The organism is Alcaligenes sp. YSL9 (assembly GCF_030515105.1).
In the GTDB taxonomy this organism is placed as follows: Bacteria; Pseudomonadota; Gammaproteobacteria; order Burkholderiales; family Burkholderiaceae_B; genus Alcaligenes; species Alcaligenes phenolicus.
Genome location: NZ_JALXJU010000001.1, coordinates 227,755 through 240,691 on the forward strand (window position 1 = coordinate 227,755; position 12,937 = coordinate 240,691).

Annotated in this window: 13 protein-coding genes; 2 read left to right on the top strand and 11 right to left on the bottom strand. The window is 57.0% G+C overall.

Annotated features, from left to right (window positions below):
• The first annotated feature begins 3 nt into the window (after positions 1-3).
• Entirely contained in the window at positions 4-420 is a 417-nt protein-coding gene (locus M2Q46_RS01020) for a hypothetical protein (RefSeq protein WP_115635051.1), read from the top strand.
• A gap of 9 nt (positions 421-429) precedes the next feature.
• Here the strand turns inward: M2Q46_RS01020 and M2Q46_RS01025 are convergent, their stop codons facing one another.
• From M2Q46_RS01025 to mgtE, 4 genes are all read right to left on the bottom strand, one after another.
• On the bottom strand, positions 430-1,002 hold the full coding sequence (locus M2Q46_RS01025; protein WP_226349537.1) for a helix-turn-helix domain-containing protein: 573 nt from the start codon (positions 1,000-1,002) through the stop codon (positions 430-432).
• Between the two features lie 59 nt (positions 1,003-1,061).
• A complete protein-coding gene (locus M2Q46_RS01030) occupies positions 1,062-2,078 on the bottom strand; it encodes a two-component system response regulator (protein WP_035268306.1) in 1,017 nt (338 codons plus the stop codon).
• Positions 2,071-5,037: an MHYT domain-containing protein gene (locus M2Q46_RS01035; RefSeq protein ID WP_302356369.1), complete on the bottom strand. Its 2,967-nt coding sequence runs from the start codon at positions 5,035-5,037 to the stop codon at positions 2,071-2,073. The genes M2Q46_RS01030 and M2Q46_RS01035 overlap by 8 nt, the downstream gene beginning before the upstream one ends.
• Before the next feature lie 162 nt (positions 5,038-5,199).
• Positions 5,200-6,540 (bottom strand): magnesium transporter, encoded by a 1,341-nt coding sequence (gene mgtE, locus M2Q46_RS01040; protein WP_302356371.1) that lies wholly within the window; start codon positions 6,538-6,540, stop codon positions 5,200-5,202.
• A gap of 483 nt (positions 6,541-7,023) precedes the next feature.
• Between mgtE and M2Q46_RS01045 the strand changes: the two genes are divergently transcribed.
• The gene (locus tag M2Q46_RS01045) at positions 7,024-7,785 is read left to right on the top strand and encodes a hypothetical protein (RefSeq protein WP_302356373.1); all 762 of its coding nucleotides are present in this window, start codon (positions 7,024-7,026) and stop codon (positions 7,783-7,785) included.
• A gap of 64 nt (positions 7,786-7,849) precedes the next feature.
• Here the strand turns inward: M2Q46_RS01045 and nhaA are convergent, their stop codons facing one another.
• From nhaA to M2Q46_RS01080, 7 genes are all read right to left on the bottom strand, one after another.
• Positions 7,850-9,214, bottom strand: a complete 1,365-nt coding sequence (gene nhaA / locus M2Q46_RS01050; protein ID WP_239055368.1) for a Na+/H+ antiporter NhaA — start codon at positions 9,212-9,214, stop codon at positions 7,850-7,852.
• Between the two features lie 118 nt (positions 9,215-9,332).
• On the bottom strand, positions 9,333-9,791 hold the full coding sequence (dtd, locus tag M2Q46_RS01055) for a D-aminoacyl-tRNA deacylase (RefSeq protein ID WP_035268299.1): 459 nt from the start codon (positions 9,789-9,791) through the stop codon (positions 9,333-9,335).
• 15 nt (positions 9,792-9,806) lie between these two features.
• Positions 9,807-10,151, bottom strand: a complete 345-nt coding sequence (locus tag M2Q46_RS01060; RefSeq protein ID WP_302356376.1) for a multidrug efflux SMR transporter — start codon at positions 10,149-10,151, stop codon at positions 9,807-9,809.
• Positions 10,152-10,157: 6 nt separating this feature from the next.
• Positions 10,158-10,676 carry a DedA family protein gene (locus M2Q46_RS01065; RefSeq protein ID WP_009459463.1) on the bottom strand — a complete coding sequence of 173 codons (519 nt, stop codon included), beginning with the start codon at positions 10,674-10,676 and terminating at the stop codon, positions 10,158-10,160.
• A 37-nt stretch (positions 10,677-10,713) separates the two neighbouring features.
• A complete protein-coding gene (locus M2Q46_RS01070; RefSeq protein ID WP_302356379.1) occupies positions 10,714-11,184 on the bottom strand; it encodes a GNAT family N-acetyltransferase in 471 nt (156 codons plus the stop codon).
• A complete protein-coding gene (locus tag M2Q46_RS01075; RefSeq protein WP_009459461.1) occupies positions 11,181-11,582 on the bottom strand; it encodes a YchJ family protein in 402 nt (133 codons plus the stop codon). The genes M2Q46_RS01070 and M2Q46_RS01075 overlap by 4 nt, the downstream gene beginning before the upstream one ends.
• 335 nt (positions 11,583-11,917) lie before the next feature.
• Entirely contained in the window at positions 11,918-12,676 is a 759-nt protein-coding gene (locus tag M2Q46_RS01080) for a M48 family metallopeptidase (RefSeq protein ID WP_009459460.1), read from the bottom strand.
• Positions 12,677-12,937 lie beyond the last annotated feature (261 nt).

Sequence of the window (12,937 nt, forward strand, 5' to 3'; positions counted from 1 at the left end):
GATATGGATAGCCAAACCTGGGCTCATCAGGCCAGCCGTCGTATCGAACGATCCGCCAAGGTCGTGATGGACTATATGGCGGATCTGGATGCGCTGGGACGCTGGTCCCTGGGCTGCTTTGACACCGAAACGGTGGAGCCTGGCCTGGTGGTGGGGACGTCCTTGTTTGATGGTGGCCAAACCCATGTCAGCGTGGAGATTCTGGCCGAGCAAGGGCTGATTCGCTATTGGGTAGGCAGCGCCACGCAACGTACGCCGCGCATCAGCGCCATGGTGCAGCCGCTGGATCAGGATTCCTGCATTTTGATCATGCTGGCGACACGCGGTGCAGACATGGATGAAAACCGCTGGCTACGTTTGCAGCGTTGCCATGAAACCGAGCTGGATCTGATCCAGGCCCAGCTGCACAGCGCCGCCTAGTGCTCGTGCTTAATAGCTGGGTGGGGTGATCGCCACAATAAAGCGCACATCCGTGTCGTAAGGATTGCGGTAGGCATGGGGCAGGCTGGAGTTGAAATAACAGCTATCGCCCGTTTGCAGACAGTGCTGATCATCCCCTACATCGACCAGCAGCCGGCCTTCCGTCACCAGCACACATTCCTCGGCAGGGTGGCTCCAGCGCTGCCCGACCGAGCTTCCTCCCGGCGGCAAGAAGCCCGCCAGCATTTCAATACTGCCAAAGCCCGGTGACACCCGCTGGTACTGCACGCCCGAAGCGGATTGAATGCTCATGCGCTCGTTCTGGCGAACCACCGCCACTTGCTCCACATTGTCATCCAGCAGGGAAAACAAGGGCGTATCCAGCGCACGTGCAATTTGGCGCAGGGTATCCAGACTGGGTTGGGTCAAACCGCGTTCCACCTGGCTGATCAGGCCGGGGGAGACTTGGGCAAGCTCGGCCAGCTTGCGCAGAGACAGTTTTTTATGAAGTCGGACTTGGCGAATACGCAAAGCGGCCATGTAGAAGCGGGGGTAGATAGTAAAGCCGTCATTGTAAGACAAGCCCGCAGGGCTGAGGAGCGCGGGACCTGGCCCACCTGCTGCTTATCGGGCCAATCGGTTCAGGTCTTTGCCATCAGTTGGGGATCGTCGGCCCATTTTTCTTTGATATGCAGCATTTCAGGCAGGCACTTGTCCAGCAGGGCGATCAGTTGCGGGTCAAAGTGCTGGCCGGATTGTTCGCGCAGATAGTTGATGCAGCGCTCTACACTCCAGGCTTTCTTATAGGGCCGCTCACTGGCCAAGGCATCAAACACATCGGCCACCGCCACGATGCGGGCGGGCAGGGGGATATTCTCGCCTTTTAAACCGTAGGGATAGCCACTGCCATCCCATTTTTCATGGTGATACAGCGCGATCGTGCGTGCCAGTTTTAACAAACCATGCGAGTGCTGGCCAATAATGCGGGCGCCAATCAAGGTGTGCGTACGCATGATTTCCCATTCTTCGGGTGTTAGCTTGCCGGGTTTTTGCAGGATGGAATCCGGGATGCCGATTTTGCCAATATCGTGCATGGGCGCGGCGTGCAGCAGTTCGTCGGCCGCTTCGCTGGAGTAACCCAGCCAATGGGCCAGAATGCGCGTGTAGTGGCTCATGCGGATGACGTGGCGGCCAACTTCGTTGTCCTTGTATTCGGCCGCTGTCCCCAGGCAACGGATAATCTGCAGGCGGCTGTCGCGCAGTTCCTGCATTTGTACCAAGGACAGATGGTTGCGTATGCGTGCCTTCAGAATTGCCGGGTTAAAGGGTTTGGAGATGTAGTCCACCGCCCCCATGTCCAGCCCCATTTGCTCATCCTGCGGCTGCGAGAGTGCGGTTACAAAAACAACGGGGATGTGGCGGGTTTTAAGGTCGGCCTTCAAGGCTCTACAGACTTCGTAACCCGACATTTGCGGCATCATGATGTCCAGCAAGATCAGGTCCGGTAGATCCCGTTGTGCCAGCTCCAGCGCCTTGATGCCATCTTTGGCAAAGAGTAGCCGGAAATCCTGTTGCAGCGTATGGCGCAGAATCTGCAGATTGGCGGGCTCGTCATCGATGAGCAAGAGGGTGGGGCGCGGTGAGGTAAATTCATTCATGGCGTGGCGGATCCTTGGCCAAGCTCGCATTCAGGTCTTTGATCAGCTTGGACAGGATCAGGCTGGCTTGAGCAAAGTCGAACACGTCGATGGTTTTATTAAGATCATTCAGGGTATCGGTTTGCCCTGTGCTTTCCAGATACTGACAGACCACTTGCAAGGCAGGTTCGTCCAGCTCGTTGAGCAAGACGCTGCTATGCAGAATGTGGAGATGGTTCAAGGCAACGTCTGGGGTATGCACCACGACGTGTTGAGGGTCTGAATAAGGAGTCGGTGGGCCGTTGTGGCTAAGTTCTTGAGCGATGCGGTTGAACATTTCCTGCAACTGTTCAATACGGCGACGCATCTGGCGAGTTTGACCACGACGAATTTTTTCTTCCAGCTCGGCGCTGAGGGCAGACACCTGGGGCAGGCCCAGATTGCCGGCGGTGCCGCGAATGCCATGCAGGCTGCCCAGCACAATCTCCCAGTTCGGGGATACCTGCTTGATTTCATCAAGTGGGTAGCGGGTATGCAGGTCAGACAGAAAGCTCAGCAGAGCGCGGCGCAGACGGACCTGGGAACCCCACAGGCTCATGCCCAATTCCCAATCGATCAGGCTGCTCTCTTGTGGTTCGACGCTGTGCTCCAAGGGGCCGGTGGGGGGCAGACCCATCACCATGGCAATTTCCTGCAGCAAAGAAGGCAGATCCAGCGGTTTGGTGGCAAAACCATTCATGCCAGCCTCCTGGGCCGCATGACGGTCGGACTCCATGACACTGGCAGTCAGCGCAATCAGTGGCAAAGGCAGACGCGCTTCGCGGCGTTCCTGTTCGCGCCACCGGCGGGCGGTTTCCAGGCCGTCCATCTCGGGCATGTGCACATCCAGCAAGGCCACATCAAAATCTTCTTTGGACAGCAGCTCCAGCACTTTGTGACCGTTGTCGGCCACTGTCACGGAATGACCGTGCTGCTCCAGGGCCAAGGTCAGCAGTTCCTGATTCAGGCTGATGTCATCGGCCACCAGAATGCGCAGCGGCGGCAGGCGGGGCACGGGCTGATCGTCCGGGCTCAGGCTGGGTTCTTTGCCCGGTTCCAGGGGAATACGGACTTCAAAGACGCTGCCCACACCCAGGGTACTTTCAACCTTCAGCGTGCCGCCCATCAGATCCACCAACTGGCGGGCAATGGATACGCCCAGGCCGGTACCGCCAAAACGGCGGCTGATGGATACATCGGCCTGTGTAAAGGGGGTGAACACATGGCGTAACTGCTCAGGAGTCATGCCAATGCCGGTGTCCGTGACGCGGATGGAGACGGTATTGCGCCCTGGTTCGGGATTGACATCCACATGCACCGCTCCGCTTTGGGTGAACTTGATGGCATTGCCGATCAGGTTGTTCAGCACCTGCTGAATCCGCATCGGGTCGCCCTTGTAAAACTGATGCAGCTCGGGCGCATGGTTCAGACGGAACTCCAGGTTCTTGGCATCCGCTGCCAAACGCAAGGAGGCCACGACCTGATTGCACAATTCAATCAGCGAAAAATCCACTTGCTCCAGCTCGACCGAGCCGCGTTCCAGCTTGGTGGTATCCAGAATGTCGTTCAGCAAGGCCAGCAAGGAGTGGGCGGACTGGTTGATAATGGCAAGGTGCTTGTTTTGCTGCGCATTGATCTGATCATTCAGCATCAAGTCGCTAAAGCCAATAATCGCGTTGAGCGGGGTACGGATTTCATGGCTCATATTGGCCAGAAAAGCCGTCTTGGCCTGGGCTGCCTGCTCGGCTTTTTCCGCACTTTGACGCAGGGATTCGGTCAGTGCCTTGTAGCGGCTCATGTCAGTGACAAAACCGACAAACAGCGGGTCACCCGGCTGGCGTACCTTGCCTACGGCCAGGCGCATCGGCAGCAAGCTGCCATCCTTGCGCAAACCGGTGACATCCCGGCCTACGCCAATAATTTTTGGGTCGTTGGTGCGTAAATAATTGGACAGATAGCTGTCGTGGCGCGAGCGGTCCGGCTCGGGCATCAACATGTTCACATTGCACCCCAGCACCTCGCCAGCCTTCCAGCCAAACAGGCGTTCGGCGGAATGGTTGAAGTCCAGAATGGTGCCGTGGCTGTTGATGGTAATAATGCCGTCAATCGCGGTATCCACAATGGCCCGGTTATGCGATTCGCTTTCTTCCATCTTCAAGAACAACTGGCGGTAGCGCAGCAGGCCGTTGGCCGCGGTCACCAGTACCGTCACCGTAATGGTGAAGGTGGACAGCACCATGGAGGCAAAGGTGCTGTTGAAGATGATCATGTCATCGGGCGGTGTGGTCTGGCCTATAAAGCGGGCGGCCGCCATGCCGGTATAGTGCATGCCGGAAATGGCCAGGCCCAGCACAATGCCGCTGATGACTACGCGTTGCAGCAAGGTCAGGCGGGTGCGATGCAGGCGAAAGCGTATCCACAAGGCCAGCGTGGCCAGTACCACGGCCAGCACAATCGACAGGAAGAAGGTGATGGGCTCATAGCGCAGCACCGGCGCCATACGCATGGCAGCCATGCCACTGTAATGCATGGTGCCTATACCCAAACCTACCAAAATACCGCCCACAATCAGGTGCGAGCGTTGTACACGGGCTTGCGAGAGAATTTGCAGGGCGACCCAGGATGCCCCTACGCTGGGCAGAACCGACAACATGGTGATGGCCGGGTCGTAATGGACGCTGGTGCAAAGTTCAAACGCCAACATGCCAATAAAGTGCATGGTCCAGATGCCACCGCCCAGGGCGATGGCACCCGTACAAATGGCAATCTGGCGGTGTATGCGCAAATCAGCCATGCGGGCAATATGGGCCGTTTGTAAGGCCATGCCCGAGGAGAAGATGGCAACCAGTAGCGACAGGATGACCAGACCACTGTTATAGCTGCCAACCAAAAAGGGAGCCATCTGGTCTGCACTGATGAAGAACTGGTCGAGTATCCGCATAGGTGCTGATGTCCGAAGCGGCCCATAGGGGGCCAAGTTAGACGAAATGTGTCAGGCTCCCCCTGCCTGCCAGAGGGAATGTAACGGTGAAATTCGGATAGGTTACCGAGTTTGTCTCTTACTGTGCGCTTTTTTGTATGGATTCAACAAAAAAATTCATGGCTAGAGCAAGGTTCCTGTCAGCAACATCGCGGCCACGGAGAAGTAAATCACCAAACCGAGCACGTCCACCAGCGTGGCCACCAGGGGTGCCGAGGCACTGGCCGGGTCAAAACCGACGCGCTGCAAGATGAAGGGCAGCATGGAGCCAATACAAGAACCGAACGTCACAATGCCAACCAGAGCCAGCCAGATGGTGAAGGCAATCAGCAAGGAGTGCTCGCCATAGTCGTACAGGCCCAGGTGTTGCCAGATTTCGATACGAATAAAGCCGATCGCCCCCAACATGGTGCCCAGCACCAGACCCACGGGTAATTCGCGCAGCAGGACACGCCACCAGTCGCGCACCCGGACTTCACCCAGGGCCAGACCGCGAATCAGCAAGGAAGTGGCCTGCGAGCCGGAGTTACCGCCGGAGCTCATGATCAAGGGAATGAACATGGCCAGGACCACGGCCTTTTCCAGCTGTATTTCGTAGTACTGCATGGCACTGGCGGTCAGCATTTCACCCAGGAACAGAATGGCCAGCCAGCCTCCCCGTTTGCGAATCATGGTGCTAAAGCCCGCTTGCAGATAGGGTTTGCCAATATGTTCGGCACCCCCGAAGCGGTTCATGTCTTCGGCGGCCTCGTCCATCAGGGCGTCGATCACGTCGTCTACCGTCACAATGCCGATGATGGCATTGGCCTCGTCCACCACTGGAATGGCCAGAAAGTCGTGGCGGCGTATCAGTTGGGCCACGGCCTCCTTGTCCGTCAGGGCCTGCACGGCAATGGGGCTGTCGCCACTCCACAACTCGGTCAGGGCCGCCTGCGGGTCGGCGCACACCAGCTTGCGCAAAGGCACCACAAATTGCAGTTGTTGCTTGTCGTTGACCACATAGATGGCATAGACCGTTTCGCGGGTACTTTCCACTTCCCGAATGTGCTGCAAGGTTTGTGCCACATTCCAGCTCATGGGCACTTGCAGAAACTCGGTAGTCATGATGCCGCCGGCTGTGTCTGCCGGATAGTGCATCAGACGCATGATGGAGGTGCGGGTGCGCTGGCTCAGGCGGCCAAGAATCTGCTCCTGGTCTTCATGGTCCAGGTCTTGCAGCAAGTCGGCCATTCGGTCTTCGGCCAGTTGCTCCAGCACTGGCAGGCGTTCGGGACGTGTCAGCTCCATCAAGAGCGCACTGGCCCAACGCAACTCCGGCACTTCCAGCAAGGCTTGCAGGCGTTCGTTATCCAGCTCCTGGGCAGCGAGCAGCGCGGGGCGTTGCTCCAGCTGATTCAGGGCCAGAACAATATCGGCAATCGGGGTTTGGGGGCCAAGTAGCTCAGTTGATGAATGCGTGGACATGCAATACTCCAGTGGGCGTGCAGGTACAGGGTCTTGAGTTCAGGAGGTTGGCACCGGGCCAACAGACCGTAAAGCGAACCGGCTCAGTTCGCACGAAACTCGCTAGGATAGCGTTCTTTGCGGATACGTGCTTCCCAAGCCGGGCGCAGGAAACGCCAGGCCGCTGCATTTTGTCTGGGAAATTGCTGATGCTGTGGTCTAAGTATGTCTGTGAATCGATCCATGATTTACCCATAGAACCGCTCAGTGCACTACCAAGCTGAAACTCAGCGTGATGAAGAATATCGCCATCGTAGGGAGGTCTGCGCTGGAAGTCAAAGCGATTGCAATGATGCGCAAAAAAATGATTTGTGCTGTTAAGGTGAGGCTTGTGCCCCTGCACCAAACTTGAGACGGTTCAGAGGGTGCTATAGTGCCCGCTTTGCCGCATAACGGCGACTCGACCCCGGCGGGCCAAGGCCCACTACACGATCAGGAACAACCATGAGCAATGCGATTAATTTTGACAAAGGCAACTACCGCTTCATTCCGACCGGCGTGAACCGCTTTTCGGGCGGGGTGGCCGCTCAGCCCGGTTACGAGATCTGCCGGGTCGTGTTTTCTGCCCCCGTGCCACTGAAAGAAGGTTTTGACTTGATTCAGGCCGTGCTGGAAGCAGAAGAGCGTCCCTTGACAGCCTTGTGCGCCTGCGAGCTGCGCTCGCCCGAGCCAGTTAGCGACAGCGACTTCAACAAGTTCAATGAGCTGTATCTGGAAACGCTGAAAGAGTGGGGCCTGGTCAAAGGCAAGCATAATCCGGTCGCCCGCAGCAACGTGTCGCCGCTGGTAGGCGCACCTGCCGAGCCCAGTTTTTACGCTTTCAGCTACACGGTGGAAACCGATATTGAAGAAGCCACCTTTGTGATCGCAGGCAGCTGCGAAGTCCCCGAAACGCCCGACGACTATATAGAGAGCATTGTGGCCTACCAGGACGTGTCGCCTGAAGGGCTGTTGCAGAAGGCGCAATGGGTTCTGGGTGAAATGGAGCGTCGTCTGGAAGTGTTGGGCCATGAATGGACTGACACGACGGCCACCCATGCGTACACGGTGCACAATCTGCATCCTTTCATGGCTACTGAACTGGCTCAGCGCGGTGCGATCAACCATGGCTTGGGCTGGCACCTGGCCCGTCCTCCCGTCAAGGATCTGGAGTTTGAAATGGATTGCCGCCGTATCCTGAACGAACGCGTGCTGACCATTGATTAATTGATCAGCCCTAAAAAAAACAGGCCCACGCTAGCGTGGGCCTGTTTTTTTGATGTCTGGCTGTTTATGCCTGGCTATAAGCTGCCTGGCTGGCAGACTGCTGATAGCGACGACGCACAATCAGGCCCCACGCCAAGCCCAGAACGGCGGACGCCAAAGAGCCGCACAGAACGCCCAGCTTGGCAGCATCCAGCAAAACGGGCTCGGCAAAGGCCAGGTTGGCCACAAAGATGGACATGGTAAAGCCAATACCGGCCAGCAAACCAATCAGGGTGACGCCGGCCCAATCCATGCCGGCAGGCAGGGTACATAGCCCCAAGCGTACGGGCAACCAGGTGCCCAGCAAGACGCCCAGGGGCTTGCCCACAATCAGGGCAATCGCCACACCAAACAGGGCGCTTTGTGCACCGGCGGCATTCAGGTCCAGACCATTCAGGCTGACCCCGGCATTGGCCAGCGCAAACACCGGCATGATGATGAACGCTACCCAGGGGTGCAGCAGTGCAGGAATACGCTGGACCGGAGGCAGAATCTCGCGTTGAGCCAACTGCATTTTCTGCAGCGTGTGCATGACTTCGTGGGTGTCATGCTGGCTTTCCAGTTTGGTGGCCAGTTCCAGATTCAGGTGACGGGCCTTGCGAGGCAAGGGCAGGGCGCGCACAGGGCTCATCATGCCCAGAACCACACCGGCCAGGGTGGGGTGAGCACCTGTCTTCAACAAGCCAAACCACAGGATCGCACCGGGAACGACATAGGCCCAGGCCGAGCCTATGCCCATTTTTTGCAGACCCAGGACGGCCACAATACCAACGGCTGCAATCAGGAAGGCGCTATAGTCCAGGCCACCCGAGTAGAAGAAGGCAATGATCAGGATGGCGACCAGGTCATCAATAATGGCCAGCGCCAGCAAAAACACCCGCAAGCTGGGGGGCAGGGAGCGGCCCAGCAAGGCCAGCACACCCACTGCAAAGGCAATATCGGTGGCGGTAGGAATGGCCCAACCCATCAGCACAGTCGGGTCGGGATTCATGGCGGCGTAGATCAGCGCCGGCAGAGTAATGGCGGACAGGGCAGCACAGATAGGCAGCATGGCCGAGCGCCAGTCGGACAGGGCACCGTCATGGATCTCGCGGCGGATCTCCATCCCGACAACCAGGAAGAACAAGGTCATCAGAATATCGTTGACCCAAAAATGCAGATCTTGCGAGAAACGCCAGGAGCCCAGCTCCAAGGTCACTTGGGTGTGCCACAGGGCAGAATAGCTATCGGCAAATGAAGAGTTGGCCCAGATCAGGGCTATGGCGGCAGCCATCAACAAGACCACGCCGCCCAAGGCCTCGATATGCAGGAGGCGTTGCAATTGGGCTTGCAACTGGCGGGTCAGAACATGGGCGCGCGGCAAAGGCGCACCGGAAGAAGGGTGGGACATGGTCGGCAAATCTCCACAAGGCGGCCCGACCTTGCGTATGTAATTAACCTGCCTTGCTGCACCATGCCAGCAAAACACCCTGCGCAATTATAGGGATGGAGCCTCTTTAAGGCAATCGTCAGCTTGGGTCTGTGTCGGGCGCAATATGTATGGGAATCGTGACTGGCCCATCGTTGGTCAGGCTCAATTGCATATCGGCACCAAATACGCCGCACTGGGTATCAGGCAGCCGGGTGCGGGCCATGGCTACCAGCTCGTCAAACAAGGGCTGGCTGATTGCAGGGGGCGCAGCGCGGCTGAATCCTGGACGGTTGCCCTTGCGCGTATCGGCCGCCAGGGTGAACTGGCTAACCAGTAATAGCTGACCACCGGCTTGCTGCAAGTTCAGGTTCATCTTGCCTTGCTCGTCCGAGAAAATGCGCAGGGCTAGCAATTTATCCAGCAAGCGTGTGGCTTGCTCGCGGGTGTCACCGTGCTCGGCACAGACCAGAACGGCCATGCCTGCGCCAATTTTTGCGACAGTCTGGTTTTCAATATCGACCTGGGCCTGACGTACCCGTTGAATCAAGGCAATCATATTTATTCACTAAAATCAGTGGCCGACAGATTTGGAGAACAGATTCACAATCAGCACACCCACCACAATAAAACCGATGCCAATCATAGCGGCCAAATCCAGCTTCTGCTTGAAGACCACCCAGCCAATCAAGGAAATCAGCACAATGCCCACGCCACTCCAGATGGCATAGGCCACCCCAACCGGCATGACGCGCAGACTGAGTGACAGAAAGTAGAACGCACCCGCGTAGAAGATGATCGTGAAGGCGCTGGGCATCAGGCGCGTGAACTGTTCGGAGCGCTGCAGCAAGCTGGTGGCGATGATCTCGAAGAGAATCGCGATGAATAAATGCAGGTAGGCGAGGCTTACAGGGGTCATTGAAAATCAGGGTTGGAAACTGAACCAGCCAGGTAGCAGCAAGACACTGGCCCACAAGGCGGCCGAGGCCCAGGATGAGATATGAAAACTCAGAGGCGACATGGCACAGGTGCCCGCAATCAAGGGGACAGTTGAGCGCAAGGGACCAACAAAGCGGCAGGCCACAATACTAAACCATCCCCAGCGTGCAAAAAAAGCCTGCGCTTTTGCATACAGATGCAAACGCTTGCGGGCCCACTCGAAGTGGAACAGATTGCCGCCGTAACGCTGGCCCAGAAAAAACGAGATGGCATTGCCCAGGCCGGCGCCCAGTGTCACGGACAGCCAGATCGGCAGCAAGCTCATTTCCCCGGCGCCGACCAGGGCACCGACGGATAAAAGGATGGCTGTACCCGGTATGATCAGGGCCAAAAAGGGCAGGGACTCGACCAGGCACAAAGCGAAAACAGCGGGGGCCACCCATTGTGGGTTGGCGCTGATCAGGGCCGTGGCCTGTTCTGCAAAATTGCTTAGGGTGCTCAGCATATCAACCAGAAGGAAGGGACAGCATCATTGCAGTCTTTTAGTTCAGGGCAAGGCTCAGAATCAGGCGGTCCTTGTGTTGCAAGCCGTCCTCAAACAGGGCCTCGTCGTAATGGTGCAGGAAATAATCGGGCTCTACCGCCACCACTCGAAAGCCGGCGCGCTGGTAGAAAAACAGGGGGTAGCCAATGGTGCCGGTGGCCACATATAAGGTTTGCCCACCTTGTTCGCGCACATAGCTAATCAGGGCAGACAGCAGCTTGGCACCCAATCCATGACCTTGGTGCGAGGGCTGAACGGCGATGTTCATCAGCTCCCAATCCTGGGCGTTCCTGCACTGCAAAATAGCAGCCGCCACGATGCGTTCCTGATCTTTAATGCACCAGGCGTGCGGTGTGTCTTTGTAGCTTTCAATCAGACTTGTGCTGGGATCAGCTTCCAGAAGCAAAGCCATGGGCAGGCTGGAGCCATGGACCTGTTCAGCTTGTACAAAGTCGCTGCTTTGGCTCATGAAAAATCCCCGTCCACGTAAAACCATTGGCCTTGTTCAAGGACAAAACGGCTGACTTCATGCAGACGGTTCGCCCGGCCATTCAGACGGTTGCGAGCGACAAATTCCACAATCGCTTCCGTGTCGGAAACACGTTCATGACGTCGCACATCCAGGCCCAGCCATTGCAAACCTTCCGGATTGGGTTCCAGCGAATGAGGTCGGGTGGAGCTATGCCAGGTGGCCAGCAGATAGTCCAGATCGTCGCGCACAAAAGCGCTGTACCGCGAGCGCATCAGGGTAGCCGCATCGGGGGCTTGCAAGTACTGCGGGCCTTGGTGCCAAGGGCCGCAACAAACTTCGTAGGTTTTGGGATTGCCGCAGGGACAGGAGTTTTTTGAAGAGGAAGACTTTTTCAAGAGCGTAACTGCCAAGACCAAAGAATGGCACAAGCATACCTGAAAGCAGGTATTGGTTTATGGCGCCACCGCGACGAAAAGTAAGGATTTACAGACCAGGCTTTGCTGTAGCTGGACTGCTTGTCAGGCAGGGGCGTTCGAGGGAGTACGGGTGTTGGTAATGTCTGATTGGTTCATCGTACGGGTAAAAAGTTCCTGGCCGAGCATCCAGCGTTTGGTAGCGGCGGCCCGATGCTGTGCTGCATCCTGACTTGTGATCCCTGGAATCCCCATAAAAAAACCCGCCCGCAAAAGCGGACGGGTTAGCGGCATGCGATTCGCTGCGTCGAAGGGGCTTATTTAGCCGCGTCGATGCGCTGTTGCATACGCTGGGCGCGTTCTTTGGAGCCGGGGTGCGAGCTCATCACGCTGCTTTCACCGCCGTCCAGAGCTGCCAGTTTTTCAAAGGCAGAAACCAGACCCTGGGTCTTGAGCTTGCGCTCGGTCAGCAGGTCAAAGGAGTAGTCGTCAGCGTCGGATTCTTGCGATTGCGAGAACTGAGCGTTCAGGAAGGCTTCGGACAGCTCGCCCAATTGGCTGGAGTTCAACTGAGCAACCACACCGTTACCGGTGGCGGCAGCAGCGTCACGAGCAGCGGACAGACCGTAGGCGGTTTGCATGGCTTTCTTGCTGTGGCCCAGTTCAACGTGGCCCATTTCGTGACCGATCACGCCGCGCAGTTCGTCGTCGTTCATCTTGTCCATCAGACCGGCATACACACGGATACAACCGTTAGCCATGGCCCAGGCGTTCACTTCCTGAGTCTGGTAAACCTTGAAGTTCGGTGTTTGACCGTTCAACTGTTTCGCCAATGGCTTGACGACACGTTGCAGACGCTTGTTGTACTTGCTGTTGGGGCTGGCCACTTTGTTTTCAGCATCCATCTGCTTGCAGGACTGATCCGACAGAGCAATCACTTCCTGATCGGACAAATTGAACGCCTGGACAGCCTTGCTGCCGGCACCGACCATGCCACCCACATCCATTGTCTGACAGCCTGCAGTCAGGCCAGCGACGGCCAGCATAGCGGCCAATGCACCCATACGAAAAGTCATGAACTTCCCCTTCTACTTATATAAAGAGAAGCGATTTTAATGACTAGGCGGCGAAGGGTTCCTGTATAAAACAAACTTTAACAATTGTTGTTGGTGCACTTACACATAGATAAAAGGCCTGGGCGGGCACGATCAAGACTAAGTAAGGAGGTTCAGCCCCACAATGTCCCACTCATTCCCGAACGTTTGTAGTACGTCGCCTCGACCAGCGTTAAACGCTAATGATTAGGCACCGATGCTACTATCCGCCTCATAAAAACG